28 protein-coding genes and 1 pseudogene are annotated in these 26,920 nt (G+C 62.4%); 11 read left to right on the plus strand and 18 right to left on the minus strand.

Annotated elements, in window-relative coordinates:
- Genes CR152_RS11930 through CR152_RS11945 form a run of 4 tightly spaced genes read right to left on the minus strand, consistent with a single transcriptional unit; the run spans nt 1 to nt 4,160 of the window.
- Entirely contained in the window at nt 1-333 is a 333-nt protein-coding gene (locus CR152_RS11930; protein ID WP_099875105.1) for a hypothetical protein, read from the minus strand.
- Between the two features lies 1 nt (nt 334).
- Nucleotides 335-2,839 carry a cytochrome c oxidase subunit I gene (gene ctaD, locus CR152_RS11935; RefSeq protein ID WP_099875106.1) on the minus strand — a complete coding sequence of 835 codons (2,505 nt, stop codon included), beginning with the start codon at nt 2,837-2,839 and terminating at the stop codon, nt 335-337.
- The gene (locus tag CR152_RS11940; RefSeq protein ID WP_099875107.1) at nt 2,836-3,789 is read right to left on the minus strand and encodes a cytochrome c oxidase subunit II; all 954 of its coding nucleotides are present in this window, start codon (nt 3,787-3,789) and stop codon (nt 2,836-2,838) included. The genes ctaD and CR152_RS11940 overlap by 4 nt, the downstream gene beginning before the upstream one ends.
- The gene (locus tag CR152_RS11945; RefSeq protein WP_229413357.1) at nt 3,786-4,160 is read right to left on the minus strand and encodes a c-type cytochrome; all 375 of its coding nucleotides are present in this window, start codon (nt 4,158-4,160) and stop codon (nt 3,786-3,788) included. The genes CR152_RS11940 and CR152_RS11945 overlap by 4 nt, the downstream gene beginning before the upstream one ends.
- Nucleotides 4,161-4,254: 94 nt before the next feature.
- Between CR152_RS11945 and CR152_RS11950 the strand changes: the two genes are divergently transcribed.
- From CR152_RS11950 to CR152_RS11960, 3 genes are all read left to right on the plus strand, one after another.
- Nucleotides 4,255-5,106 (plus strand): c-type cytochrome, encoded by an 852-nt coding sequence (locus CR152_RS11950; RefSeq protein WP_099875108.1) that lies wholly within the window; start codon nt 4,255-4,257, stop codon nt 5,104-5,106.
- A 67-nt stretch (nt 5,107-5,173) separates the two neighbouring features.
- Nucleotides 5,174-6,025, plus strand: coding sequence for a fumarylacetoacetate hydrolase family protein (locus CR152_RS11955; RefSeq protein WP_099875109.1), 852 nt, complete (start codon nt 5,174-5,176; stop codon nt 6,023-6,025).
- Between the two features lie 213 nt (nt 6,026-6,238).
- Nucleotides 6,239-7,849 (plus strand): hypothetical protein, encoded by a 1,611-nt coding sequence (locus CR152_RS11960; RefSeq protein ID WP_099875110.1) that lies wholly within the window; start codon nt 6,239-6,241, stop codon nt 7,847-7,849.
- Between the two features lie 56 nt (nt 7,850-7,905).
- On the opposite strand, the gene CR152_RS11965 is transcribed toward CR152_RS11960, so the two are convergent.
- Nucleotides 7,906-9,228: an aspartate aminotransferase family protein gene (locus CR152_RS11965; RefSeq protein ID WP_099882236.1), complete on the minus strand. Its 1,323-nt coding sequence runs from the start codon at nt 9,226-9,228 to the stop codon at nt 7,906-7,908.
- A gap of 132 nt (nt 9,229-9,360) precedes the next feature.
- Between CR152_RS11965 and CR152_RS11970 the strand changes: the two genes are divergently transcribed.
- Nucleotides 9,361-9,915 (plus strand): carboxymuconolactone decarboxylase family protein, encoded by a 555-nt coding sequence (locus tag CR152_RS11970; protein WP_099875111.1) that lies wholly within the window; start codon nt 9,361-9,363, stop codon nt 9,913-9,915.
- Between the two features lie 56 nt (nt 9,916-9,971).
- Entirely contained in the window at nt 9,972-10,730 is a 759-nt protein-coding gene (locus CR152_RS11975) for a hypothetical protein (protein WP_099875112.1), read from the plus strand.
- Between the two features lie 74 nt (nt 10,731-10,804).
- Here the strand turns inward: CR152_RS11975 and CR152_RS11980 are convergent, their stop codons facing one another.
- Both CR152_RS11980 and CR152_RS11985 read right to left on the minus strand, forming a co-directional pair.
- Nucleotides 10,805-11,050 (minus strand): hypothetical protein, encoded by a 246-nt coding sequence (locus CR152_RS11980; protein ID WP_099875113.1) that lies wholly within the window; start codon nt 11,048-11,050, stop codon nt 10,805-10,807.
- A 54-nt stretch (nt 11,051-11,104) separates the two neighbouring features.
- Nucleotides 11,105-11,866: a hypothetical protein gene (locus CR152_RS11985; protein ID WP_099875114.1), complete on the minus strand. Its 762-nt coding sequence runs from the start codon at nt 11,864-11,866 to the stop codon at nt 11,105-11,107.
- 262 nt (nt 11,867-12,128) lie between these two features.
- Here CR152_RS11985 and CR152_RS11990 point away from each other — a divergent pair, with 262 nt between their 5' ends.
- Complete coding sequence (locus CR152_RS11990) at nt 12,129-12,590, plus strand: hypothetical protein (protein WP_157778454.1); 462 nt, start codon at nt 12,129-12,131, stop codon at nt 12,588-12,590.
- A gap of 428 nt (nt 12,591-13,018) precedes the next feature.
- Here the strand turns inward: CR152_RS11990 and CR152_RS11995 are convergent, their stop codons facing one another.
- The 6 genes and pseudogenes from CR152_RS11995 to yjgA form a co-directional block, all read right to left on the minus strand.
- Nucleotides 13,019-13,216: a hypothetical protein gene (locus CR152_RS11995; RefSeq protein WP_054268373.1), complete on the minus strand. Its 198-nt coding sequence runs from the start codon at nt 13,214-13,216 to the stop codon at nt 13,019-13,021.
- A gap of 47 nt (nt 13,217-13,263) precedes the next feature.
- Nucleotides 13,264-14,364, minus strand: a complete 1,101-nt coding sequence (locus tag CR152_RS12000; RefSeq protein WP_099875116.1) for a saccharopine dehydrogenase family protein — start codon at nt 14,362-14,364, stop codon at nt 13,264-13,266.
- A 10-nt stretch (nt 14,365-14,374) separates the two neighbouring features.
- The gene (locus CR152_RS12005) at nt 14,375-14,641 is read right to left on the minus strand and encodes a hypothetical protein (protein WP_099875117.1); all 267 of its coding nucleotides are present in this window, start codon (nt 14,639-14,641) and stop codon (nt 14,375-14,377) included.
- 99 nt (nt 14,642-14,740) lie between these two features.
- Nucleotides 14,741-15,409 carry an alpha/beta hydrolase gene (locus CR152_RS34145; RefSeq protein WP_229413810.1) on the minus strand — a complete coding sequence of 223 codons (669 nt, stop codon included), beginning with the start codon at nt 15,407-15,409 and terminating at the stop codon, nt 14,741-14,743.
- 18 nt (nt 15,410-15,427) lie between these two features.
- Nucleotides 15,428-16,045: pseudogene (gene mog / locus CR152_RS34150) on the minus strand (molybdopterin adenylyltransferase); the annotation flags it as partial.
- Entirely contained in the window at nt 16,023-16,637 is a 615-nt protein-coding gene (gene yjgA / locus CR152_RS12015; protein ID WP_099875119.1) for a ribosome biogenesis factor YjgA, read from the minus strand. The pseudogene mog and the gene yjgA, both read right to left, overlap by 23 nt.
- A 92-nt stretch (nt 16,638-16,729) precedes the next feature.
- On the opposite strand from yjgA, the gene pmbA reads away from it, so the two are divergent.
- From pmbA to CR152_RS12030, 3 genes are all read left to right on the plus strand, one after another.
- Nucleotides 16,730-18,082, plus strand: coding sequence for a metalloprotease PmbA (gene pmbA, locus CR152_RS12020; RefSeq protein WP_099875120.1), 1,353 nt, complete (start codon nt 16,730-16,732; stop codon nt 18,080-18,082).
- Between the two features lie 192 nt (nt 18,083-18,274).
- On the plus strand, nt 18,275-19,360 hold the full coding sequence (locus tag CR152_RS12025) for a TRAP transporter substrate-binding protein (protein WP_099875121.1): 1,086 nt from the start codon (nt 18,275-18,277) through the stop codon (nt 19,358-19,360).
- A 101-nt stretch (nt 19,361-19,461) separates the two neighbouring features.
- Complete coding sequence (locus CR152_RS12030) at nt 19,462-20,109, plus strand: glutaredoxin domain-containing protein (RefSeq protein ID WP_099875122.1); 648 nt, start codon at nt 19,462-19,464, stop codon at nt 20,107-20,109.
- Between the two features lie 40 nt (nt 20,110-20,149).
- Here CR152_RS12030 and CR152_RS12035 read toward each other — a convergent pair whose 3' ends face one another.
- Nucleotides 20,150-20,761, minus strand: coding sequence for an OmpW/AlkL family protein (locus tag CR152_RS12035; RefSeq protein ID WP_099875123.1), 612 nt, complete (start codon nt 20,759-20,761; stop codon nt 20,150-20,152).
- A gap of 322 nt (nt 20,762-21,083) precedes the next feature.
- On the opposite strand from CR152_RS12035, the gene CR152_RS12040 reads away from it, so the two are divergent.
- A protein-coding gene (locus CR152_RS12040) for an IS3 family transposase (RefSeq protein WP_370663850.1) occupies nt 21,084-22,489 on the plus strand; the annotation gives its coding sequence in 2 pieces (ribosomal slippage) (nt 21,084-21,455 and nt 21,458-22,489; 1,404 coding nt in all).
- Between the two features lie 261 nt (nt 22,490-22,750).
- Here the strand turns inward: CR152_RS12040 and CR152_RS33825 are convergent.
- The 4 genes from CR152_RS33825 to CR152_RS12065 all read right to left on the minus strand — a co-directional run bounded on the left by CR152_RS33825 (nt 22,751) and on the right by CR152_RS12065 (nt 26,328).
- Nucleotides 22,751-23,587, minus strand: a complete 837-nt coding sequence (locus CR152_RS33825; RefSeq protein WP_208640115.1) for a hypothetical protein — start codon at nt 23,585-23,587, stop codon at nt 22,751-22,753.
- Between the two features lie 9 nt (nt 23,588-23,596).
- Nucleotides 23,597-24,226, minus strand: coding sequence for a hypothetical protein (locus tag CR152_RS32865; RefSeq protein ID WP_157778455.1), 630 nt, complete (start codon nt 24,224-24,226; stop codon nt 23,597-23,599).
- Nucleotides 24,227-24,239: 13 nt separating this feature from the next.
- Entirely contained in the window at nt 24,240-25,034 is a 795-nt protein-coding gene (locus CR152_RS12060; RefSeq protein ID WP_099875127.1) for a TIGR04255 family protein, read from the minus strand.
- A 169-nt stretch (nt 25,035-25,203) separates the two neighbouring features.
- On the minus strand, nt 25,204-26,328 hold the full coding sequence (locus CR152_RS12065; RefSeq protein WP_099875128.1) for a M14 family metallopeptidase: 1,125 nt from the start codon (nt 26,326-26,328) through the stop codon (nt 25,204-25,206).
- Between the two features lie 164 nt (nt 26,329-26,492).
- Here CR152_RS12065 and CR152_RS12070 point away from each other — a divergent pair, with 164 nt between their 5' ends.
- Complete coding sequence (locus CR152_RS12070; protein ID WP_099875129.1) at nt 26,493-26,897, plus strand: GFA family protein; 405 nt, start codon at nt 26,493-26,495, stop codon at nt 26,895-26,897.
- Nucleotides 26,898-26,920 lie beyond the last annotated feature (23 nt).

The raw sequence follows: 26,920 nt of genomic DNA on the forward strand, positions 1-26,920 counted from the left end.
TTAGCCGCAACCATCAAGCATCAACGCCGGCAAACTGGTCCACGCCACGCCGGCGACGGCCAGCACGGCACTGCCGGCGCTGGCCCAGTCCAGCAGGCGCGTCGCCTCCGACGCACTGGCCAGCACATGGCGCGCGCGCCACGCCAGCCACAAACACACTCCCAGCGCCAGCGCCGACACCATCCCCACCACCCAGCGGCGCGGCGCCTCGCCATCAATCATCCCGGGCGCGCACAGCGCCGCCACCCACACATAGCAAAAGAAAAAATGCAGCGCCCACACCAGCAGCGGTGCGCATGCGTGCAGGAGTTTGCTGAAAAGGTGTTCGCGCATCTCAGTCCATCAGCCATGGCACGAGGTGGATCGCCGCCGCCGCCGCGATGCCCTGCAGGCTGGTGTAATGCCACATCAGCGCCGTGTTGTCCAGGGTCGCCCGGCTGGCGCTGGTCAGAATCCCGCGCCAGGCGCGCGCGCACAAATACAGCGCCGCCAGTACCAGCACGATCACATGCAGCCCCTGGTAAGCGAGCAGGGTCGCCACCGTCGCGCTCCAGGCTTGCGCCGTCGGTTCGAGTCCGGCCAGGCGCTGGCCGTTGAAGTCGCACGCAAAGGCGGCCAGCATGCACACCAGCGCCGCCAGCACCAGCGGCGTCAGGCGGCGCCGCTGCACCGCGCGGCTGGCCAGCCAGAACAGCGCCGAACTGGCCAGCAGCAGGGCGATGGAGAGCAGCGGCCAAAGCGGCGCGGCCAGCGCGGCCTGTGGCGGCGGGCACACGGTCAGGCGCATCGAGATGTGGATGTAGGCGAACACGAAGGACGCGAAAATGGTCGCATCGACCACCAGCATGATCAGGGTGGCCCACCACGAATGCGAGGCCGTGCCGCGCGCGCCCACGGGCAGGGTCAGGTCATCGGCGACCTTGGCGTGCGCCAGCGGCGGCGGGCGGTCCGACTGCCACAGCCACGCCACGATGCCGACAATGGCCGCGATGCCGCAGGCCCAGGCGGTCCAGGTCAGCGTGACCGTCAGCAGCAGGAAGAAGCCCGCGGTGCCGGCGGCGGCAATCAAAGGCCACCAGCTGTCGCCGGGCAGGATCATCAGATAGCGCGGCACGGCGCCCAGCGCGCTGGTGGCAATCGTCTCGCGCCGTCCGCTGACGGTGCCGGGCAGGTAATGCTGGCCCGCCTCGACCTCGCGCGCTAGCGTCGGCTGCTCCCACAGCGGATCGTCGGAGGTAATGCGCGCGATGCTGCGGTTGCCGTAGTCTTCCGACGGCAGCCATTCGAGCGTGGCCGCGTTCCACGGGTTGCCGATGTCTTTTGCGGGCAGGCGCAGCGTGCGTGCCAGGTCGAACAGGAACAGCAGCACCCCGAAGGCAAACACAAAGGCACCCACCGAAGAGAGCATGTTCAGCCCATCCCAGCCCATCTCGCTGCTGTAGGTGTAGACGCGGCGCGGCATGCCGAGCAGGCCCGTGATGTGCATCGGGAAGAAGGCCACGTTGAAGCCGCCGAACATCAAACCGAACACCCAGCGCGCCAGGCGCTCCGAGAGCTGGTTGCCGTTGATAAGCGGGATCCAGTAATACAGCGCCGCGAACACCGGAAACAGCATGCCGCCAATGAGCACGTAATGCAGGTGGGCGACAATGAAATAGGTGTCGTGCACCTGCCAGTCGAACGGCAGCACGGCGACCATCACGCCGGTCAGCCCGCCGAGGACGAAAATGAACATGAAGCCGAGCAGGAACAGCGCCGGCGCCGACATGCTCACGCGCCCGCGCCACATGGTGGCGATCCAGGCGAATACCTGGATCGCAGTCGGCACCGCGACGGCCATGCTGGCGGCCGAGACGAAGCTCATTTTCAGCACGCCCAGGCCGGCCGTGAACATGTGGTGGGCCCACAGCGCAAAGCTGAAAAAGCCCACCGCCACCAGCGCCACGATGATCGCGCGCCGTCCCACCAGCGGCACGCCGGCAATCGTCGGGATCATGGTCGAGACCATGCCGGCGGCCGGCAGGAAGATGATGTACACCTCGGGATGGCCGAAAAACCAGAACAGGTGCTGCCACAGGATCGGGTCGCCGCCACGGTCGGCGATGAAGAATGGCCAGTCGTAGGCGCGTTCGAGTTCGAGCAGCGCGGTGCCGGCGATGATCGCCGGGAAGGCAAACACGATCATCACGCCCACCACTAGCATGGCCCAGGCGTACACCGGCATGCGGCCCAGCGTCATGCCGGGCGCGCGCGTAAACAAAATGCCGACGATCAGTTCAATCGCCCCGGCGATGGCCGAGATTTCGATGAAGCCGATCCCGAGCAGCCAGAAGTCGGCGTTCAGCCCGGGCGAATACGCCTTGCCCGTCAGCGGCGGATACATGAACCAGCCGCCGTCGGGCGCCAGGCCCACGAACAGGGTGCAGAAGAACGCCAGGCCGCCGATGGCGTAAGCCCAGAAGGCGTAGGCCGACAGGCGCGGGAAGGGCAGGTCGCGCGCGCCGAGCATATTGGGCAGCAGGTAGACGGCGATGGCTTCGACCACGGGAATGGCGAACAGGAACATCATCACCGTGCCATGCATGGTGAACACCTGGTTGTAGGTCGAGGCGCTCAGAAACGTGTTTTCGGGGACCGCGAGCTGCATGCGCATCAACAGGCCAAGCACGCCGGCCAGCAGGAAAAACAGCAGCGAGGTGCCGATGTACAGCAGCCCGATATTGGTGTTGTTGACGGTGGTCAGATAGCGCCAGCCGCGCGGCGTCTTCCACGCCGCTTCGAGGCGTTCGAGTTCGCCGGGTGGGCGTGGGAGCGTATTGGGAAGTGCGGTACTGGTCATTTGAGCTGCTCAAGGTAGGCGGCCAGCGCGTTCAGGGTGTCGCCGTCCATGCTGGCCGGCGGCATGCGCGCGCCCGGCTTGATGCTGTGCGGGTCGGCGATCCAGCCGGCCAGGGTGCCGCGGTGGGTGCGCAGGGTGCCGGCGGCGATGTGCAGGCGAGCGCCGACATGGGTCAGGTCCGGTCCCAGGCGCGTTACTTCGCTCACGCCGCGGATCGTGTGGCAGGCCGCGCAGCGCTGGTCGATGAAGGCGTGCCGTCCGCGCGCAAGAATCTTCTCACTCGCGGCATCGGCTGGCGCGGCGGCCGGCCTGGCCTGGCGCGCCAGCCACGCGGCGTAATCGGCCGGGGTGTGGGCGACGACGTGCAGCGCCATGCGCGCGTGCTGCTCGCCGCAGTATTCGGCGCACTGGCCGCGGTACACGCCGGGCTTGTCCGCCTGCAGCGTCAGGCCGGTGACGCGCCCGGGCACCATGTCCATCTTGCCGCCCAGCGCCGGCACCCACAGGCTGTGAATGACGTCGCTGGCGGTCAAGCCCAGGTACACCGGGCGCCCGGTCGGAATATGGATTTCGTTGGCGCTGACGATATCCGGCCCGCCGGCGGGGTCGGGGTAGCGCACCTCCCACCACCACATGTTGGCGCTGACCGCCACCCGCGTTGCGTGCTGCGAGGTCTGGGCCGCCATCTGGCCGCTGCGCCAGGTGCTCCACGCCAGCAGCACGGTGAGCACCGTCACCGGAAAGGCCACGCCGGCGCCGGCGATCCAGAACATCGGCCGCACCGTACGTGCGCGCCGCCCGAGTCCCAGGGCGGTGAGCACCATCACCAGCGCGAACACCAGCGCGCCGCCGCCGAACAGGACCCAGGCGAACTGGCTGATGATGGCCGCGTCCGGGCCGGCCGGGTGCAGCACGGATTGCAGCGGCGGTTGCAGTGAAACCGCGCTCATCGCAAGGTGGTCAGGTAGGCGGCCATGTGGCGCGCTTCGGCCCTGGACACGCCGATGTTGGGCATCATGGTGCCGGGCTTCATGGCGGGGGGATCGACCAGCCAGTCGGCCAGCGGCCCTGGCAAATTGGGAATGCGCCCGGCGATGTAGCTGCGCCGGCCGAATTTGTCGAGAGGGGGACCAGCGGTGCCGGTGGCCGCGCCCACGCCGGGGATGGCGTGGCAGGAGCCGCACTGGTATTGCTCCATCAGGCGCTTGCCCAGGGTGGCATCGCCGCCGCTAATGGGCACCGGTTCGGCGCGGTTGTCGCAGCCGGCCAGCGCCGCGCACAGCACGGCCGCCACGGCGATCTGGAAGGGAAACACGCGCACGTTACGATCCTGCGAAAGCGACTTGGATCGATATAATACAAGAAATCATTGATGGCTTTTTTTCAACAGAACGCGCCCCTGGAGGTGCCCGATCATGCCTTCCAACCGCGTCCGCCTCATCCTCAAGACCGCTGCCGCGACCCTGGCCTGCGCCGCGCTGGCCGCTGCCGCCGGGACGGCGCTCGTGCTCAAAAGCGGCTGGTACAACGTGGCCTCGACCGACCAGCACTTCCAGTTCGTGCACACGCTGTTAGAACAAGGCATGCGCGACTCGGTGCGCTTTCACGCGCGCGGCGTGGCGGTGCCCGAATTGGGCGCCGGCGCGCGCATCGCCAAAGGGGCGCTGATCTACCGCGACCACTGCGTGCAGTGCCACGGCGCGCCGGGCGTGGCGCAACAGGACTTCGGCAAGAGCATGCAGCCGGTGCCCGGGCCGCTGGTCGATGCGGCGCGCCGCTGGCAGGCGGCGGAACTGTACTGGATCACCAAAAACGGCATCAAGATGAGCGGCATGCCCGCCTGGGAATTTCATCTGGCCGATGACGATATCTGGTCGGTGGTGGCCTTCATGGTCAAGCTGCCGGAACTGGCGCCGCCCGCGTACGCCGCCATGACCGCGTCGTTGGCGCCGGCGCCGGTAGCGAGTGCGGCACCGGCGCGCTGGCCGGGCAACCCGGCGCGCGGACGCATCGCGCTGACCCAGTACGCCTGCAACGCCTGCCACGTGGTGCCCGGCGTGACCGGCCCCGAGACCTATGTCGGGCGGCCCCTGGGCGGCCTTGGCAAGCGCCGCTTCATCGCCGGCCATCTGCCCAACACGCAGGAAAACCTGGTACGCTGGATCCGCGATCCGCATGCCATCGATCCGCTCACCGCCATGCCGGTGCAGGACGTGAGCGAGGCCGACGCGGTCGACATCAGCGCCTATCTCCTGACCCTGCGCTGATACGCATTGCCGGCCTGCGCTACAATCGCGGGCGACTTTGCGCTGTCCCCCATTTGAAGGAATACACATGAAACTGGTCCGTTACGGCCGTCCCGGCAAGGAAAAACCCGGCTTGTTCGATGAAGAAGGCCGCCTGCGCGATCTGTCCGGCGTGGTTGCCGACATCGATGCCTCGCTCCTGTCGGACAAGGCGCTGCGCAAGCTGGCCAAGATCGATTACAAAACCCTGCCGCTGGTGCGCGGCACGCCGCGCCTTGGCGTGCCAATCAAGGGTGTGGGCAAATTCATCGGCATCGGCCTCAATTACGCCGACCACGCCGCCGAAACCGGGGCCACGCCGCCCCTTGAACCCATCGTGTTCATGAAGGCGGTGACCTGCCTGTCCGGCCCGGACGATCCGGTGATGCTGCCGCAGGGGGCCAAAAAGACCGACTGGGAAGTCGAACTGGGGGTGGTGATCGGCACCCGCGCGCAGTACGTGACGGAAGAAGACGCGCTCAATTACGTGGCCGGCTACTGCGTCGTCAACGACGTGTCGGAGCGCTCGTTCCAGCTCGAACGCGGTCCGCAGTGGGACAAGGGCAAGGGCTGCGACACCTTCGGTCCGGTCGGCCCGTGGCTGGTCACGCGCGATGAAGTGATCGACGTGCAGCGCCTCGACCTGTACCTGGAACTGAACGGCAAGCGCATGCAGACCGGCTGCACCGAGACCATGATCTTCACCGTGGCGCAGATCGTCAGCTACCTGTCGCGCTTCATGACGCTCGAACCGGGCGATATCATCGCCACCGGCACTCCGCCGGGCGTGGGCATGGCGCGCAGCCCGCAGCGCTTCCTGAAAAAAGGCGACACCTTGCGTCTGGGCATTGCCGGCCTCGGCGAACAGCAGCAGGATGTCATCGCCTACGCCAGCACCTGAACCGGACAGGCTGATCGTATCAGCCCGTGTTTGAGCGACGCTTCTATTGCGTAAAGACATAGCATCGCGCAAGCGTGACTTTTCGTTATATTCAGTTGCGAATTAAGGCACACCATGCAGACCAGCACGCCCGAAAAGCGGCGTGCGCGGCCTGCATGACGTAGTCCCAGCCATGCCGGTCTTTCTCCTTTCAACTGACAGAAGAAAGAGACTATGACCAGCTATCGCACCCCCATCCTGTTCGCCCTGGCAAGCTGGGCGATTCCACTGCCCGGCGCCGCCCAGGTCATTCCCCACGGCAGCTATCAACTTTCTTGCACGCATATTATGGTCCACGGCGATTCGCTCAAGGCCAGTTGCAGGAAACTCAGCGGCAACCACCAGATGAGCACCCTCGACAAGGTCGATGCCTGTCTGAACGCGATCCGTCAGTACGGCGACATCGGCAATATCGACGGCAATCTGGTGTGCCTGCCGGACTTGCCGCGGCCCAACCCGGCGTTTGTCTTTCCCAAGCCCGAGACCCAGCTGAACCAATGGATTTTCAGCGGCAAGGAGAGCCCGATCCACCAGCACGCATGGGGGCTGTGGGCCGGACTGACCCAACCTGTCGGCACGGTCGACGGGGCGGCGGTGCGCGCTTTCGAGACCTGGACCACGCCGTCGAGCATCATTTTCCGCAGCGCGCCCCAGCGTCCGCGGGAAGATGGCAAGCGCGGCCCGATTCCGCGTCCCACGCTCGACCTGCACCGGCCGCGCCAGTTCCAGCATGGCCACCGGCGGCCGGGCAAGAAAGCCCCGCTGGCGCCGGCCGCCGCCCCTTCCGCCGAGCGCCCCGGCGCACCTTCCGCCGCGCCGGACACGGCCATCCTGGTGTCGGTGGCCTACAACCCGCCGGCCGCCCAGCATGCGATCAGCCACCGCCTGTTCTATGAAAGCACGCTCAAGCAGCTGATGGCACAAGGCTACACGGAGCTGCCGAATTTCCCGACGAATGCGATCGCCATCAAGCCGGTGTACAAGATCATTCCCAAGCACTCGCCGCGCGGTATCTACACCTTCCCCGGCTGGCCCGGGCCGGACGCCGCCAAGCCGGACACGGGCTTCGGCGAAGCGGACTGGAACAGCTGCGTGTACGTGGACACCAGCCGTCCCCTCGGCATCAGCGGCAACAGCAACGATATCGGATGCAAAGGCCGCACGCCCGCTAACACCTTCTATCTGAGCGACTTCATCCATAGCCGGGTCACCCACGACAATGCGGCCTTCCTGTCGGCCCAGCTCAACAGGCCGGTCAGTGCCGGCGACATCGCGATCCTGATCGGCATGCATGTCACCACGCGCGAAAACAGGATGTGGACCTGGCAAACCTACTGGTGGTCCGCCAACGCCGACCGTCCGTTCGCGCCCAGCTCCGCCACCATCGCCGGTGCGCGGCCGATGGCGTATCTGGACAGCGCATCCCGGCACTATGCGATGGCGCTGGCGTATTCCACGGTCTCGCCCGCGCAGCCGATTACCGGCGGCAAGAATGTCGGCGCGCCGGTGTATGGCTACAATCCGTATCTGGAGGCCGGTTTCGGACCGGAGGTGTTTGCCGACATCAGCCGCCCGATCAATGGCACGATCAATGCCAACACGGGGATCCAGTCGAACTGCATGACGTGCCACAACATGGCGGCCTACGCGCCGGAGCCGAAACCCATGATGCCGTACGCCAGCGACTTTTACATGAGCATCACCGATCCGATCTTCGACGGCACGCTGCGCTCCGACTTCTCGTGGACCATCGTCGACATGATCGTCAAGACGCCGGCCGACTAGGCCGGCTGGTAAAGCGGCCGACGCCGTGGCGGGCGCCGGCCGCTTGCCCGCCCGGCTCAGTCGAGCGCGGCGGCGATGGAATCGGACAGGCGCGACACGATCTCCGACAGGTCCGCTTCGGTCGCGATGAACGGCGGCGCCAGCAGGATATGGTCGCCGTGCACGCCATCGATGGTGCCGCCCATCGGGTACACCATCAGGCCGTTGGCCATGGCCTTGGTCTTGACCGATGCGTGCAGCTTGCGCGCCGGATCGAACGGCTGCTTGCTGTCGCGCTCCTTCACCAGTTCGAGCGCCATCAGCAGCCCGCGCCCGCGAATGTCGCCCACGTTCGGGTGCGAGCCGAATTCGGCCTGCAGCATGCGCCGCAGCGATTCGCCGCGCAGCCGGACCGCGGCCAGCAGGTCGTCGCGCTCGATCACCTTTTGCACCGCCAGCGCGGCGGCTGCGGCCACCGGATGGCCGATGTAGGTGTGCCCGTGCTGGAACGCGCCGCTGCCCTTGCGCAGCTGGTCGACCAGCGCGCGCTGGGCCAGCACCGCGCCGATCGGCTGGTAGCCGGCCCCGAGTCCCTTGGCGATGGTGACGATGTCGGGCGAAACGCCATCCTGCTCGATCGAGTACATGGTGCCGGTGCGGCCCATGCCGCACATGACTTCATCGGCGATGAACAGGATGCCGTAGCGGTCGCACAGGCTGCGCACGCCACGAAAGTAGCCGGGCGTGGGCGGAATCGCGCCGCCGGTCGCGCCCACCACCGGTTCGGCCACGAAGGCGATGATGTTCTGCGGGCCGCTCGCGTGGATCTGCTCGTCGAGTTCTTTCAGCAGGGCGCTGGTGTACTGGTCCTGGGTCTGGTCGGGCAGGCGGTCGCGGTATTCGTAGCAGGGCGCCACGCGCGCCACGTCGATCAGCAGGGGCGCGAAAGGGCGGCGCCGCCACTCGTTGCCGCCCACCGCCAGCGCACCGAGCGTGTTGCCGTGGTAGCTCTGGCGGCGGCTGATGAATTTGGTGCGCTGGGTCTGGCCGGTTTCGACGAAATACTGGCGCGCCAGCTTCATCGCCGTTTCCATCGCTTCCGAGCCGCCCGAGACGAGGTACACTTGGCTCAAGCCGTCGGGCGCGCCGGCGATGAGACGGTCGGCCAGTTCCTCGGCCACGTCGGTGGTGAAGAAGGCGGTGTGGGCGTAGGCGTTGCGGTCGATCTGGCGGTGCATCGCGCTCAGGATGTCCGGGTGGCCGTGCCCGAGCGAGGATACCGCCGCGCCGCCGCAGGCATCGATATAGGTCTTCCCTTCGCTGTCGCGCACCAGCATTCCCTGGGCGCTGACGGCAACCGGCGGGGTTTGCCGGAGATTGCGGTGCATCATGTGACTCATGGCTTCCTCATCGCAGAAATTGTTGATGCTTGACAATAAACGGAGAACGTCCCGATTCTTTTGATTTATCCCCGGGGCTGTGCGAATATTTTTACCCACAGCAATAAACGCAACAGACGAAAGGCAGGCACCATGACGGACCGACTCGGGCCCCTGGCACCGGAGCAACTTACTGCCGCGCAGCAGGCGGCGGCGCAGGCCATCATCGACGGGCCGCGCGGGGCGCTGTACGGGCCGTTCGTGCCGCTGCTGCGCAGCCCGGAGCTGATGGAAAGCGCGCAGCGCATGGGCGAATACCTGCGCTACCGCAGCGCGATCGGCACGCGCCTGTCGGAGATTGCAATCCTGGTGACGGCGCGCGAATGGGACCAGCAGGTCGAATGGGCGATCCACGCGCCGATTGCGGAGCGCAGCGGCATCGAGCCGGGCATCGTCACGGCCATCGCCCAGCGCCGCAAGTCGCCCGCGATGCTGGTCGATGAAGCGCTGGTGTACGATTTTTGCGTGGAGCTGCACCGGAACAAGCGGGTCAGCGATGCGACCTATGCCAACGCGCTGGCGCTGTTCGGCGAAAAAGGCGTGGTCGATTTGATGGGGATCAACGGGTACTACACGTTTCTGGCGATGGTGATGAATGCGGCGCAAACGCCAGCGCCGGCATCGACGGCGGCGCCGTTGCCGGAGTAGTTCGCGGTTATGCCGGCTGCACAGTGGCGAGCTTATCGAGAACTGGATGACAGTGTATGAGCATGAGTTGGGACGATCACTTTTCGTCATGGGAATCCGTTTATCGCCAGCCGGGTCCGGCCGGTTTCGACCGTCTCCAGGCAGCGCGCAAACGCGTCGCCACCAATACCGCTGAGGATTGGGTCTGGCTGGCAAACGGCTTGCGTGACTGCCGGCGCAGGCTGTTTGTCGCCTTGGTGTTCAAGTTGCAACCGGTGCCCAAGCGCTTGCTTGCGCCGTTCATCGACGCTGCGGTTCGCGAACTCAATCCCGCTCGAAGCAAATTTTATGTCTTACCCTGCGTGCGCACCTGGGGCACCATGGCGGTCGTAACACGCCTGCTTGCGACGTTTGAATCGGGGTCGAACGAAGAGCAATGCGGCGCTGTCAGCGCGCTCTACTGGGCGTATGGAAACAAACGCAACGATGACCTGACAGAGCTCGGTGAGCGCCGGCGGCGTCTTTTGCTGGCGCGCTTTATCGAGAACGAGGATATCAATGTACGGCGCCGAATCCTGCCGGCGCTGTCCCTCGATGCGAGCCGGTATCCTGCGCAGTTGCAGCCCCTATTGGCCAAGGCGGTCGCGATCGCCCGCTCGCATCCTGACGAGTACATTCGCCACCGGATCGGTATTCAGATGGGCGAGAGCGCCCCGCTGATGCCAGTTCCATCCATGAAACCGGCAGCAGACGAGCGGGCGAGCGTTTCTTTCGCTTATTCGCCGGGGTCCAGCGCTTCGCACAGCTGGTTGGCGAATTACTCGACGCGTTCTTGAACCAGCGCCTTACGCCTGCGGTGGGAAAGCGTGGCAGGTAGCCAGCATGGTCATCACGCTGGCAAGCTCCAACGTCAGTTGCCGTCGTTGGCAATCTCTCGAAGTACGGCATCGGAAAAAACCGACTCGCCAAACAGGGCTTTCTGCTGATCCGGAGTCAACGGCGTACACGAAGTCAGGTCGAGATGAATTCTTCCATTCACCGGAAGAATTTCGCGCTCGTCGGGCAGCGCCGTAGCGGAGATCCTTTTTCGCAGTTCGTCCGATGCGCGTTTGTATTCAGCGAGCTGGTCAATTTGCGCTTTGGTGAGTGTTCTCATGATTACACCTCTACTATCTTGGAGAAATAGATGCCTTCGTGCTGGCACGAGCGATTAAAAGGTGGCCACTGTGGTGCAAAGGTAGTTTATCAAAATTGACCATGACAGGCTGTTCGCGCGTAAATCGAACTGCATCGGCCGCGCGCTGCCGTACGTATTCCACCACTCAGGAGTGCGAGCAATCACTCCCTGCACTGTACTCACCTCATGCATCGATGACATTGGATGTCTGCTCATTTCGGCGGCGTTCACCGGGGCATCGAAGCCCCATTTCGGCCAAACGCAATATCCGATCAGAGCGTCGGGGTCGTTGGGGTGTAGTGGTCCGCGTCCGGCCGCGTAGAGCTGGATTTGGGTGAAGCCAAGTCGATAGGCAGTTACCGCCATCATGCCGAACGCAACCGTGCCAAGCCTGGCTGGAGCATCGGCACGGAGCATCATTCTGCTAATGTGAAGAGTGTCGCTCCAGACTCCAGGTAACGTTTCTGCGCTGAAAGCAATCACGCTGTTTTCTTCTCCTTCGATGACGAACGAATTGGTGAAATGGATGTCCATGCCTGCTGGTGCATTTCCGTGCTCGTTCACTCTCCGTGCCCATGCCGTTGATCCGTCTGGAATCATAAACAGGTATGCGCTCTTTTTTGCATCCAGTTCGACCATCCTTCCACTCTGAAGTTCCAGTGAAAAGCCGCTGAACGTGTTTCCCAGCCTGTCGTACAGTTCACCCTGAAAGTAGCTTCGGGCGATGTCATGGTCGAGCAATATCGACTCGATTTTTCGTAGAGTGTCTTCCTCGAATCGGAGGTCGGTCATCATGCCGCTGTCTCATATCGCTCAGCTCAATACAATGTTCGTAGGGAGAGTGCGGTCAGCGTACTTGATGCCGTCATGCGCGCATAGACCGCTTCGCGGTAAACGCGTGGAGACTGCGCGCAGCTCAAGGAGCGCTCGGGAAGTATGAACTTTTTGCGAATTGGGTATGCGATGCCTTGCCATTGGCATTTGAAACTGATTACGTGGTGTGCGGCGTTCATTGCAGGCGTCAACAAAACCGGTATCGCTAGCAGGAAAGATATGAGTGAAACTTGATCGCGTATTGACCGTCAACACCTACTATGACGGTGCACTGCTCGGCATCGCCGCGCTGGACGGCGTTCCGCATATTTATGCGAACGGGTATATGTATGGCATGGAAGAGCGTGACGAGGAGATCTATTACCTGTCACCGATCGCGCCCGAGCTGCTGGCCCTGGTGATGGAAGACTGGGCCATCTGGCGCCGCTATCTCGGGGCCAGCGGAACGCCGGAAACGGCCGATGCAAGGCATCCGGCGCTGGCGCGCGATCGAGCACGGCATGAGGCGCTGGAACTGGCCATCGGCGACAGGCTGGCGACCGACCCCGACAACCGAAAGCGCTTCAAGGCCGCGTTCTGGCCGTCGACCTCGCTGCCCGACCCGCAGGCCCTGTGGGATGGCCAGCGCGTCCAGTGGACGCCTTGCGACGCACCAGCCGCGCCGGATGACGCAGCGCCGCTGTAAGCGAGCGTTTCGGGCGATGGTGATGAACGCGGCGCGGACGGCGGCGCCGTGGCCGGAGCATCCCGACGGCAGTGCGCCACGCCTCATTCGTTGCTACTGCGCTACGAGCATGATATCGACCAAGGTCCAACTGTCGCCACTCCACTTCTCGCCACCCTTGTAACGGATTGCGCACTGCCAGTAACTCCGAAGCATGGCGCTAAAGGTGTTTTGAGCGTCGACATAGGACCGAATGACGTAGGTTTGTCCGGGCTGTTTCAACGTTGTATAGTCCGACGACCGGTAAGTAACAGGTGAATGGCCCCTGATCGCGTCCGGACCGTCAACGCCGGTTAGCGCGTCAAGCCGCCATTCTGGCCGTCGGTGTCACCTCCGGACGCCCTGCGCCGCACCAGAGCCGTGGATGCCCCGGATGAGGCAGCGCCGCTTTAAGCGAGCGCTTCCTTCGCGGCTTCTTCCGGCGTCAAGCCATCATAGAACTGGTCGGTAAACCACTCGACCTGTTCCTCGATATGGTCCTGCGCCTGCTTCTGGGTTGCGCCGCCGGCGACCAGGAAACCTTCCACCTCGATGCACCAGTGGATCAGCGCCAGGGTTTCTTCGTCGAGTTCTTCTTTCTTGGCCATGGTTTTACCTCTTCAAGCGTTGTTGTCCGAGTACGGATCATAACCGATCACTCGCCGAGGTCGGTCACCATCCCCCACTTGCCAAACTCCGGTTCAAACTCCGCCAGGCTCAGCTGGCCGACGCTGGTGTAGGCGCCGATCTTGTCCAAGGTGCCCGCCGCCAGCCGGCGCGCCAGCAGGACCGCGGCCATGCACGGGATTTCCGGGCCGTGGTCGTGATCGGCCGCGATGTGCCAGGCGCGCTGCACGGGCGTGCCGCCGGCGTCAAGCCCGTGCACGCGCACCACCATTCCGCCCAGCGACGAGCCGAGGAAATTGAAGCCATCGGCGGCGCGGTTGAGCAGGGCGGCGAAGCGTTCGGGACGCGGCACCAGCCCCATGCGGCGCAGACCCGCCAGGGCCGCCATGCCGCGCTGGCTGATGCCGATTTCCAGCGCGGCGCGGAACATCACCGACTGCACCCCCGCATAATGGGCCGGGAACAGTTCGAGGTCGGGGATGTCGCACAGCGACGCCAGGCGCGGGCGCAGGCGCGCGTACGCGACCGTTTTGGGCGCCGCCCAGCCCAGCTGGGTCGTCCAGCGCCCGTCCTGCCACACCTGGATCGGGGCGCCGCAGTAGCTCAGCACCGCTTCCATGGTGGCCACCCCGCGCGGCGCGGTCTGGGCCGGGGCGATGCACATGTCGATCGATGCAATGCCGCGCCAGCCCGCCGTCAGATGGTCGACCACGGCCGACGACATGGCCGGCACGCTGCTTGCGCCCGTGATGGCGAGGCGGTTCTGCCGGCGGAAGGCATCGTCCAGCGCGGCCGGAAAGTCGCACACGAAGCGGCGCCCGTCGGCCAGGTCGATATAGTGGGCACCCGCGGCGGCCGTGGCCAGCGCGGTGCCGTAATCCTGTTGCTGGAAAGGGTCTGCGGTGTGGATGACGAGTTCGGCGCCCAAGGGGCGCAGCGCTTGCGCCAGTTGGGGATCGTGGATATCGATGCGCGCCGCGGTGGCGCCGTGCCCGCAGGCACTGGCAAGGGCGCTGGCCTTGTTCAGGTCGCGCCCGGCGACGATCAGTTCGATGCCCGGGCTGGGCGCCAGGGCACGGCAGATGCGGGCGCCGAAGTTACCGTATCCGCCGAGAACGACCGTTTTCACCTTGGGTCGCTCAGGCCGCGAGGCCCTTGGTCAGCAGTTCTGCGACGACTTCGTTGAGGTCGGTGTCGCGTTCCTTGGCCAGGGTTTGCAGTTGCAGCACCAGGTCGCTGTTGAGCTTGACGGCGAAGGGAACCAGGCCGAGGGCCTGGTCGCGCTTGCGCTGTTCGCGGCGGTCGACGGCGGCGTTGTCGGCGTTGCCGAATCCGGCTGCGCCCGGGGCGACCATCTTGCCCATCAATTTTTTGGCGTCACTCTTCGCCATGCCGGTTTTTTTCATTGTCTGCCTTTGCTATCAAAGAACGCATTCTACGCTCTCCGGGGGGAGACGGACTGAAGTTGCACGATTGGCGCCGGGGGATGCCCCCCGGTGTTCGAATCAGGCGAGGACTTTTTTGAGCCAGACGCCGATGTGGTCGATCTCTTCCTGGCACAGCGAGTGCTGCATCGTGTAGTCGTGCCATTCGAGCTGGTAGCCCAGCGACTTGAGCAAGTCGCGCGAGGCGGTGGCGCGGGCGATCGGGATCACGCCGTCGTGTTGCCCGTGCACCATGAAAATCGGGGTGCCCAGACTGGCTTCCGAGCGCTCGGCGGCGATCTTGTCGGCCAGCGGCACGTAACCGGACAGGCACATCAGCCCGGCCAGCTTTTCGGGATGGCGCAGGCCGGTCTGCAAGGTCATCGCACAGCCTTGCGAGAAGCCGGCCAGGATGATGCGCGAGGCTGGAATGCCACGCGATTTTTCGCGCGCGATCAGGGCCTCGACCTGCAACTGCGAGGCGCGCAGGCCGGCTTCGTCTTCACGCCGGCCAATGTCGGCGTTGACGATGTCGTACCACGAGCGCATCACGTAGCCGCCGTTGACCGTCACCGGCATCGTGTTGGCATGCGGGAAGACGAAACGGATGCCGGGCAAGCCTTTCAAGTCCAGCTCGCTTACCAGCGGCACGAAGTCGTTGCCGTCCGCGCCCAGGCCATGCATCCAGATGATCGCCACCGTCGGGTTCGGGGCGGTCTCGATTTCGATGTTCTCTAACAGTTTGCTCATGGGTTGTGTCTCGATAGACGGCGCGGGACGCAGCGCCGATTTCGGCCGGAATGCCTTGCACACGGCCGGGTTGGTTTCCATATACGGTCCGCCGATGAGGTCGACGCAGTAGGGCACGGCCGCGAAAATTCCGCCGACCAGTTGCTTGCCGTCAGCATCTTTCAGACCTTCGAGGGTTTCCTTGATCGCTTTCGGCTGGCCGGGCAGGTTCATCACCAGCGCGGCGTGGCCATCGATCTCGCGCAGGACGGCGGTCTGGCGCGACAGAATCGCGGTCGGCACGAACTGCAGACTGATCTGGCGCATCTGTTCGCCGAAACCGGGCATTTCCCGGGTGCCGATGGCGACCGTGGCCTCGGGCGTGACGTCGCGCCGCGAGGGACCGGTGCCGCCCGTGGTCAGCACCAGGTGGCAGCGCGCCAGGTCGACCAGTTCGACCAGGGTCGCTTCGATCCGCGCCCGTTCGTCGGGAATGAGGCGCGTTTCGATGCGATAGGGGGTGGTGATGGCGCTGGCGAGCCAGTCGGCCAGCGCCGGCAGGCCCTTGTCTTCGTACACGCCGCCGCTGGCGCGGTCGGAGACCGACACCAGGCCGATCACCAGCTCGGTGGGATTACTCGTCGTCGGACTCGTCATCGATCGGCTCGCCGTCCTCGTCCTCGTCCACCGGCTTGGCCGCGGCCTTGCCCTTCTTGTTGATGTCCTTGAGGATCTGGAAGATCTCGCGGTACGCCTTGGGCGGCTTGTTCTCGGCCTGTTCCTTGCGCGCGTTGCGGATCAGGGTGCGCAGGTGCTGCACATCGAGTTCCGGATTTTCCTCGAGCAGCACGGTCAGGGCCTTGTCGTCGGCCAGCAGCTTTTCGCGGCGGCGTTCGAGCGCGTGCAGGGCCGCGGTATCGGCCTTGGACATGCCTTTCCAGCTATCGATGGTGCGCTGGATGACGGCCACTTCTTCCTCGTCGAGGGTGCGCATCTTCTTGCCGACGAACTGCATCTGGCGACGGCGTCCCTCGTGGTTGGTGATCAGCTGGCAGGCCAGGATCGCATCGCGCACGTCTTCGGGCATGGGAACGCGCTTGACGCGGTCGCGCGCTTCGGCGACCAGTTCTTCGCCGAGCTTTTGCAGCTCGCTCATCTGGCGCTTGAGTTCGGACTTGGAAGGGCGTTCGTATTCTTGCTCGAACTCGGACGATTGGAAGCCGCAGGCGCCCCGGTTTGGATTTGGCATGATATGGTTCCGATAGGCGTAAAGCCGATCAGTAAAAACTGTAAACGACTGCTATCATACCCGTTTAACCGGACAGCCGAAGAAAACACCACATGAACGACTCCGTCTTTATCCACACCCAGGATCAGCTGCAGCAGCTGGCGCGCGACGTTTTGGCCTTTGCCAAGGAGAGGGGCGGCACCGATGCTGCCGTCGACATCAGCGAGGGCAGCGGTCTGTCAGTGTCGGTCCGGCGTGGCAAAATCGAGACGATCGAGCAGAATAAAGACAAGGGCATGGGCGTGACCGTGTATATCGGTCAAAAACGCGGCAATGCCAGCACCTCCGACTTTTCCCCGGCGGCGCTGCGCGCCACGGTCGATGCGGCCTACAACATCGCCCGTTTCACGGCCGACGACGATTGCGCGGGCCTGGCCGACGCCGACATGCTCGAAATGAAGCCGCGCGACCTGCGCCTGTGCTACCCGTGGATGATCTCCACCGAAGAAGCGGTGGTCCTGGCGCAGCGCGCCGAAGCGGCCGCCTTCGACGTCGATGCGCGCATCACCAACAGCGAGGGCGCCAGCGTGCACGTGCAGCAGTCGCACTTCGTGTCGGCCAATTCGCGCGGTTTCGCGGGCGGCTATCCGTTCTCGCGCCACACCCTGTCGGTGGCGCCGATCGCCGGCAAGGGCGCCAAGATGCAGCGCGACGACTGGTACACCTCGGTGCGCGACCCGAAAAAGATGGCCCAGCCCGAGGCAGTCGGCCGCTACGCCGCCGAACGCGCCCTGGCGCGCCTGAACGCGCGCAAGCTCGATACGCGCACCTGCCCGGTGCTGTTCGAGGCGCCGCTGGCGGCCGGCTTGCTCGGCTCCTTCGTGCAGGCCACCTCGGGCGGTGCGCTGTACCGCAAGTCGACCTTCCTGCTCGATTCGCTGGGGCAGTCGGTATTCCCTTCGCATATCCAGATCCTGGAAGACCCGCACGTGGTCGGCGCGGTCGGCTCGGCCCCGTTCGATGAGGAAGGCGTGCGCACCGTGCGCCGCAATGTGGTCAAGGATGGCGTGGTGCAGGGTTACTTCCTGTCGTCGTACTCGGCGCGCAAGCTGGGCATGAAAACCACGGGCAATGCGGGCGGTTCGCACAACCTCACCATGAGCTCGACCCAGACCAAGCGCGGCGACGACTTCGCCGGCATGATCAAGAAGATGGGCCGCGGCCTGCTGGTCACCGAACTGATGGGCCAGGGCACCAACTACGTGACCGGCGATTATTCGCGCGGCGCCTCCGGTTTCTGGGTCGAGAATGGCGTAATCCAGTATCCGGTCGAGGAAATCACCATCGCCGGCAACATGAAGGATATCTTCCAGCAGATCGTCGCCATCGGCAATGACGTGCTCATCCGTGGCAACAAGCAGACCGGTTCGATTTTGATTGAAAAGATGGTTGTCGCCGGCGGCTGATCGCTGCTGATACCCTTGCGCGTGGGTACCTTGTGCCCACGCGAAACACCCCTCCCGATTCTCCCCTCCGCTCTGTAAGACTCCTGTAAGATAAATTACATTGCATGCTTGCCTAGACGCAAATACACTAGCTCTAGCACCATGACACTGGTGGTTTTCCCGTGACGTAAACACTTCAGGAGACACAGACATATGGAACGTCGTTCCTTTATTAAAAAAGCGGCAGTTGGCGCTGCAGCGGGCGCAGTCGCCGCACCGGCGCTGGCACAGTCGCATCCAACCATCACCTGGCGCCTTGCCAGCAGCTTTCCCAAATCCCTCGATACCATTTTCGGCGCGGCCGATATCCTCACCAAGCGCGTCTCCGAGCTCACCGGTGGCAAGTTCAACATCCGCTCGTTCGCGGCCGGCGAAATCGTGCCGGGCCTGCAAGTGCTCGACGCGGTCCAGGCCGGCACGGTGGAAATCGGCCACAGCGCGTCCTACTACTACTTCGGCAAGGACGCCACCTTCGCCTTCGACTGCGCGGTGCCGTTCGGCCTCACCTCGCGCCAGCACACGGCCTGGTACCAGGAAGGCGGCGGACGCGAACTGACCCGCAACTTCTTCAAGGGCTACGGCATCGTCAACTTCCTGGGTGGTAATTCCGGCACCCAGATGGGTGGCTGGTTCCGCAAAGAAATCAAGTCGGTGGAAGACCTGAAGGGCACCAAGATGCGCGTCGGCGGCTTCGCCGGCAAGGTGCTCGAGCGCCTGGGCCTGGTGCCGCAGCAGTTGGCTGGTGGCGACATTTATCCTGCGCTGGAAAAAGGCACGATCGACGCGGCCGAATGGGTCGGTCCTTACGATGACGAAAAACTGGGCTTCTACAAAGTCGCGCCGTATTACTACGCGCCGGGCTGGTGGGAAGCGGGCGCGAGCTTCTCCTTCTATGTGAACATCAAGGAATGGGAAAAGCTGCCCAAGGAATACCAGGCGGCGCTGGAATGCGCCACGTATGAGGCGCACATCGGCATGCAGGCCGAGTACGACGCCAAGAACCCGGCGGCCCTGGCACGGCTGATCAAGAATGGCGTCAAGCTGCGCACCTTCTCGAAAGACATCATGGATGGCTGCTACAAGGCGGCGCAGGATGTGATGAACGAGGAAGCGGCCAAGAACGCCAAGTTCAAGGCCATCTACGAGCCGTGGAAGCGATTCCGCCAGGATCAGAACATGTGGGCGTCGGTGTCCGAAGCAGCCATGCTCGACTACATGATCAAGGCCGGGCGCAAGTAACCTGACGTTCCAACCGCTCGCGCGTCCTTCGCGCAAGCGGCGGCAGGGCTGCGTGTGAAGCGAACGCTTCACACGCAGCCCTGTTATCCACCAGATTCCTCATGAAAAAAATACTGTTCCTTGCGCTGATCGCCGGCGGCGCCTTCTATGCCTACAAAACCGGCCGCCTGTCCGGCGGCGGCAGCGGCGCGTTCGACAAGGATGGCAAGCCGACCGTGATGCTGTTCACCAGCCCCGAATGCGGCGACCCTTGCGACAAGATCCGCAACGAATTGAAAAAGCGCGTGCCGACATTCCAGGAGGTGGTCCTCACCGAGCCGGATAACAAGTACCGCGTGAACGCACTGCCGACGGTCATCGCCGGCAAGCAGCGCGCCGTCGGCGACGATGTACATGCCCTGGCCGGCATGCTCGGCGAAGTGCTGGGCAAGGATGCGCTGACCCGGCGCGAGCTTATCGTCATGGCGAACCATTTCGATGCGCAGGACAAGCCCAAGGTGGTGCTGTACGGGACCAAATGGTGCGGCTACTGCAAGGCGCAGCGCGAACTGTTCGAGGAAAAGAAGATCCCCTTCGAAGATGTCGATGTCGAGGCATCGGAAGCCGGCGCCATTGCCTACAACGCGCTCGAAGGCAGCGGCTATCCGCTCACGTATGTGGGATACCGCCGCTTTGGCGGATACAAGGAAGCGGAGATCCTGGCGGCCGTCGAGGAACTGACGAAACAACCGCAGGCCAATTTGCGCTGACGGCAAGGGCGCCCTGCTGCGGCAGGCACGCCCTGTTACATCAGAAGCGGTAACCGGCGCCCACGGCGATCAGGACCGGATCGACCTTCACGGTGCTGACCCTGGCGCCGGAGATCATCACATCGCTGCGGATATTGAGACGCTTGATGTCCAGGTTGAGCGACCAGTTTTTATCGATCCTGTAATCCACGCCGGCCTGCAGGGCCAGTCCCACGCTATCGTTTTCCAGCTCGCCCGCGCCGTTCAGCAGCCTGACCTTGGAGATGCGCGTGTAGTTGATGCCGGCGCCGAGGTAAGGCTTGAACTGGGCGATCGGGTTGAAGTGGTACTGGCCCAGCAAGCTTGGCGGCAGGTGCTTGAAGGTGCCGATCCTGGCGCCGTCGAGCATCACATCGTGTTTTTGCGGATAGGTCAGCACCAGCTCGGCCGCAAGGTTGGGCGTGAAAAAATAGCTGACGTCGACTTCCGGGATGGTCTTGCCGGACACCGAAATGCGGTCCGATGCACCGACGCCGCCGACCGGTGTCGATTTATCGGCCGGGTTCAGGTGCGCGGCGCGTGCGCGCACCAGCCATTGTCCGTCCTGGGCATGCGCTTCAACGGCAACCAGGCCCAGCATGCTGACTGCGACTGCTAACAATTTGCTCTTCATCACAACTTCCTTCTTCGTTTGTCATTGGGTATGGAAGAAGTCTATTGATTGGCCTCAACAAAATCGTTGATGTGAATCAAAAAATCGACGTGATGATGAAAAGCCGTATCGGATCAAGCCGGGTGACGCAGCGATCGCAGGATCGGTTGCAGCACCGCGGCGCCCAGGCGTGCGCTGCGCGCGCCCCCTGTGTCAATATAACTTGAGACACCTACCCGATTAATTTAAAGTACAGCGGTAGGTTCCCAACATGCACAACAGAAAGCAAAAAATCAGCACCCCAGCAACTTCCCATGACAGGAAAGACGTAGCGTCCTCCGAAGTGCAGCGCCCCGATCCGGAGGTAGTCCCGACGGCCAAGCGGCGTGCCTTTTCCGCAGCCGAGAAATTGCGCATTCTGGCCGCCGCCGATGCCTGCGCGGCACCAGGTGACATCGGCGCATTGCTCAGGCGTGAGGGCATCTACTCGTCGCATTTGGCGACATGGCGCAAGCAGCGTCAAGCCGTCGGAGAAGCGGCAGCACTGGAGCGCAAGCGCGGGCCGAAAGCAGATCCCGCCGCCGCGCAAACGCGGCGCGTGCTGGAACTGGAAAAAGAGGTCGAGCGCCTGCGTGCCAAACTGGTCAAGGCGGACCTGATCATCGACGTCCAAAAAAAACTTTCCACTCTGCTGGGACTGAGTACCAGCGACAGACTGAGCGAGCCGAAGTGATCGACGCCGCCAACAACCTGGCTGATCGCGTCGGCGTCGCCGCTGCCTGTCGGGCCTTGCGTTTGCCACGCAGCGCCCTGTATCGGGACCGCGCCGCGCGCCGCGTCTGCACGCTGCCGCTTGCTTGCGTCGCAGCACCCGCGCGGCGGCCACCGCTGGCGCTATCGGAGCTGGAGCGCCGCGTCGTGCTCGACGTGCTCAACAGCCCTCGTTTCGCCAATTGCGCGCCGGCAGCGATCCACGCCCAGTTGCTCGACGAAGGACGCTACGTGGCTTCGGTGCGCACCATGTACCGCTTGCTGCAAGGATGTGCTGCCGTGCGCGAGCGCCGCAACCAGTTGCGTCATCCTGAATACGCCAAACCGGAGCTGCTGGCCGTGGTGCCCAATCAAGTCTGGAGCTGGGATATCACCAAACTGAAGGGCCCGGTCAGAGGAACGTGTTTCCATCTGTATGTCATCCTCGACATCTTCAGCCGCTACGTCGTCGGCTGGATGGTGGCCGAGCAGGAAACCGCCGAACTGGCAGAGCAACTCATTGCCGACACCGCCGCGAAGGAAGACATCATGCCAGGCACGCTGACCTTGCATGCCGACCGGGGCAGCAGCATGCGTTCCAAGCCGGTAGCGACGCTGCTGTCAGACCTGGGCATCGTCAAGTCCCACAGCAGGCCCTACGTCTCCGACGACAATCCGTACTCGGAGGCGCAGTTCAAGACCATGAAGTACCAGCCGGGGTTTCCTGCACGCTTCGGATCGCTGGCCGATGCGCGCGTTCACTGCGCCACGTTCTTTACGTGGTACAACCACCAGCATCGCCATTCCGGCATCGCCATGATGACGCCTGAGAGCGTCCACACGGGCCGCGCGGCCGAAGTGGGCAAACAACGCCAAGCCACTCTGGCGGACGCCTTCCAGCGCACGCCGAATCGTTTCAAGCACCGCATGCCGCAGACGCAAAGACTGCCAACTGCAGCCTGGATCAACCCACCGGCCACTGAGAAAAAGGCCGCCTGAAACCCGAGATTTAGACTCTCACAAGTTCAATATGGTGTTTCAAAATCATTGACACGCTCCGGCGCCGTCCCAGCCGCAAATAGGATACTTCCGTTGTCTTTAACACTGAGCAGCAGGCCGAAAATCAGTTTCTAAATTCGCATAAGTCGATTGCGTCGGATAAGATCCCTTGGGGCTCTCTCTCTCAAAAACGACTCGGGAGATGCGGGTGATATGAGTTGGCTGGCCATTAACGGTGGAGCTGGCGCAGTAAGTGTGACATTATTCTGGCAGCACTGGTTGTTGAGGTTCAGCAGCAAGGCTCATGTGCTCCAGTCGCCAGCGTTTAAGTTGCTTGAACGTTTGGTAGGAAAGAACGGATTCGGAGATCGCTTCACATGAACGCAATTCGATCTGTTGCCACATTTTGGTAGGGATGAACAGTTTTTCGTTGAATGCGCTTTCGATGTTTTGTGCGGCCTTCATTGCCGCCGCCTCCGCTTTCATAAAATCAGGGTCTGCTGCGTGTAAGATAGTGATGTCAAGGACATAGGTGTCATCGGGACCCTCTCGTTTCAAGTCTTCGCCTTCGTCTACGTCAAAAAACACACCTGTAATTAATTCCCCATGAGGTTTAACTGCCTTTGCGATTTTTTCGGCCAACTTGAGTTCTTTTGAAGTGAGTCGGCGTTCAAATTCATCGGGGAATGCCGATCGGCGATAACGGCTCGCCAGCCACATTTGGAATATGGCGTGGTTTTCAGGGGTCAGTCGAGTTTCAGTACAAGGGAAGAACCGGCTCAATGCCAGTTTGTCGACGGCGACCTTCGAAACCGCATCGAACTCTCCCCAGAAAGCCTTAGCGCCCGAAAACTCAACGTGAAGTTTTCGGGAGTTCTTGGCATGGGTGCAGTTGCCGTCCTTATCGCCCTGACAACCAACCACAAGTTCAATGTGAGGCTCCAATTCAGGATCTTGTGCAAGGTCACAGTCATGAGTGGCAACTATAACTACTGTTTGCTCTGGCTTAAGCGCATGGCGCAATCCGAGTGTGTCAATTGCGTCGACGCTGAGCAGATACCCTTGTCGCCATGGCGTATCTCGATTCCACTGGGTCACGGTTAACCTCTAGGCATGGTCGCTGGAAGTAGGAAGGTCAAAGTCGGCCGTCGGTTGCGTTTTGACGCGATTGGCAACGCGTGCAGTCAACCGTTCGCGTTGCTCAATTTCACGTTTATAAATTTGTGCCAGCAGAACAGCAGATTTTCGAGCTGATTCACCGGCCTGGGCGACTTGCATTAACGTCTTGCCGTTGGCGAACTTCCGTCTCAGAAGCGCTACGTTAACCGTAACTCCCTCATGCGCCAGCACATCAGCCGCTTGGGCCAGATCACAAAGCTTTACTGCATTCTCATTCGAAACTGGTTCGCCGTTAAGCCAGTTATAGACTGATTGGCGAGTAACGCCAAACGTTGCAGCGAGGTCTGAAATTGCTGGAGATAACACCTCACGAATGCGAGCAAGGTCTTCGCTGGGAGTACGAACATGTGTGGCCTCAGCAACCTCGGCAAACGGTCGCGCATAATGCGATCTCAGAGATGCTTGTTGTAAGTGCTCAAGCGTGAGCTTTCCGCCTGTGCCGATACTAGTAATTGCTGTACTGGCAGCAACCCAGCCGATCCAATGGGATAGGCTTAATGAGCGACCCGTTGTTACATTTCGTTTTGCAACCCATCCGCCATAGCTTGCAGTAGACATGAATTTCTCCCTTTTATGCCCACGCGGCTTCTGCGTGCGGTGTCACTGTAGCTTTAAATGATTTTATAATTTCACCATGCAAAGCAGACAATCGGTCTCTGATTTTTTCGAGGTCAAAGACTTCCCGATGCGCGAACGACGCGTCAGTGTCTACAATCGCATGTAAACCTTCGCGCTGAGTGAACTTTGGATCAATTGTTGGGGCTGGACCTGCTAAATCAGCGGGAAGGCCGATTATCCCATGTCTTACTAGAACACGTGATATCAATTGACCCGCTGCCGTAATGACTGCCGTCTCGCTAATTGCGTGCTGAAGATGCCCCTCGCCGCGCAACGATAAGCCCAATACTTCTGGCACTAAAAAATGTCTAAGGGTCTCATTCTCATTTAAGGGTTGAATCGCATCAAGGTATCGCAAACCGATGCGCTCGACAAAATCCAGCCGCAATGCTTGATGTAAAACTTTTAGTCCTTGGAGAAGCGCTGCAGAGAAAGTCTCGAACGTGTCATACGACGTAGTCTGGAAGGAGAGGGCATTAGTCTCTAGCAAGAACATGGAGCGCCCGTTAATATCACCAAAAATGTAGTGAGACTGCGGGCTAATGCTAGGAGCAAACATTTGTCCTGGTTCCATGCCACCAAAGGGCATAACAAGCCGCTGAGTAATCTCCTGCCTAAAGTCCGGAAAATGTGCTTCGCGCATCTTGGCTTGGATGGCGGGAATATATCCTTCCAAATTCAAGATGGGGTTGAACTGCACTTGGGCAACAGTATAGAATACTGGTGCGTTACTCAGCTTTTTTCCCATGATTTCCTCAACATGCTTTACAGTGTACTTGACACTTTACAGGGCGATTTACAGTCGGGTCAACGAAAATCTCGTTTTTGATTTGAGTAATGTCCATATGTGCTCAGCGTTTCTGGAGAGCCGATTGGTGCGTCAACTAGTACATTTTCACGTAAATCGAGTGCAAAGCTTATTGCCTGACAGCGAGTAGGATCGGTTGCAGCACCGCGGCGCCCAGGCGTGCGCTGCGCGCGCCGTCCCAGCCGCAAATCGGATCGGGATCGTTGGCGTTGTCCTTGAACGGCAACTCCAGTGTCAGCGACAGGCAGCCGAAGGCGTGCGTGATATGCGGCGAACCCATGGTGAGGGTTTCCTCGGTGTAGGGCGACTCGCCGTAACCGTGCACGTCCTGGAAATCCGGGCTGGCGATCTTGAAGTCGTCGGCGAAGCGCTTTTCCTGCGCCGCCTGCTCTGGCGTGAAGGTCGGCAGCGAGTCGCTTCCGGCCACGAACACGTAAGGCAAGCCTTCATCGCCATGCACGTCCAGGAACAGGTCGCAGCCGGTTTCCTTCATCTTGTTCTTGACCACGAACACCTCCGGGCTGCGTTCCATGGTCGGCGTATTCCACTCGCGATTGAGGTTGGCGCCGGCCGCGTTGGTGCGCAGGTTGCCGTGCACCGAGCCGTCCGGGTTCATGTTCGGCACCACGTAGAACACGGCTTCCTTGAGCAGCTGGCGGCCGAACGCGTCGGCCGGGTCGAGCAGGGCGTCGAGCATGCCCTCGACAAACCACTCGGCCATGGTTTCGCCCGGATGCTGGCGCGCGATGACCCACACTTTCTTCTTCGCGGCCGGGTCGCCGATGACCAGCACGTTCATGTCGCGTCCTTCGACGCTGCTGCCCAGGTCGAGCATGCGTACCTGTTCGGAGAGCTGGGCGCGGTCGAGCAGTTCGAGGTGGCGTTCCCACGAGTAGGGCTCGAAATAGGCGTAGTAGACGCTGTCCATCTCGGGCGTGTGGGAGATCGTCATCACCTCGCCATCGAAGCTGGTGGGCACGCGGAACCACTCCACGCGGTCGTAGCTGGCCATGGCCTGGTAGCCTTCCCAGCCGGCCGGATAGGCGCTCTTGCCGGCGTTGAGGAAGCGGATCGTGCACGCTTCGCCCTGCGCGCCCTGCAGGCGGAAATAAAACCACTGGGTGATGTCGGCGTGCGAGTCGCTGCGGATGTTCAGGTCGATCGAGGAAGCGCTGGTGGCGCTCACGATATCGATGGCGCCGGCGTCGAACTGGCTGCTGATTTTGATAGACATGGTGTGTCCCTGGCTGGTGAATGAGAGGCGAGGTGCTGCTTGTGTTCCTGCTCCTGCGCGAGGCGCCATGATACGCCTTCAGGTTAAATCGACGTTAACAGGGCTGAATTTGTCCTGTTTTGGATTTACCCTGAGTGTTGAATTCAACGAGAAGGAGAACGGCCATGAAAAAGACCTATCACGGCAGCTGCCATTGCGGCGCGGTGCGCTACGAAGCCGATATCGACCTGAGCGAGGGCACCAGCAGGTGCAATTGCTCGATCTGCCGCAAGGCGCGCAACTGGGAAGCGGTGATCAAGCCGGACGCCTTCCGCTTGCTGTCGGGAGAGGAGCAGCTGAGCGATTACCAGTTCGGAACCATGAGCGGGCATCATCTGTTTTGCAAGCAGTGCGGCGTGCACTCGTTCGGGCGCGGTTACGTGGAGCAGCTGGGCGGGGCCTTGGTGGCGATCAGTGTGGCCGCGCTGGACGACGTGACGCCGGAAGAGCTGATCGCGGCCCCGGTGAATTATATGGATGGGTTGAACGATAACTGGGGGAATACGCCGGCGGAGACGCGGCATCTGTAATATCGGCTGTCAGCAGACATGAA

This window comes from Massilia violaceinigra (genome assembly GCF_002752675.1).
In the GTDB taxonomy this organism is placed as follows: domain Bacteria; phylum Pseudomonadota; class Gammaproteobacteria; order Burkholderiales; family Burkholderiaceae_D; genus Telluria_A; species Telluria_A violaceinigra.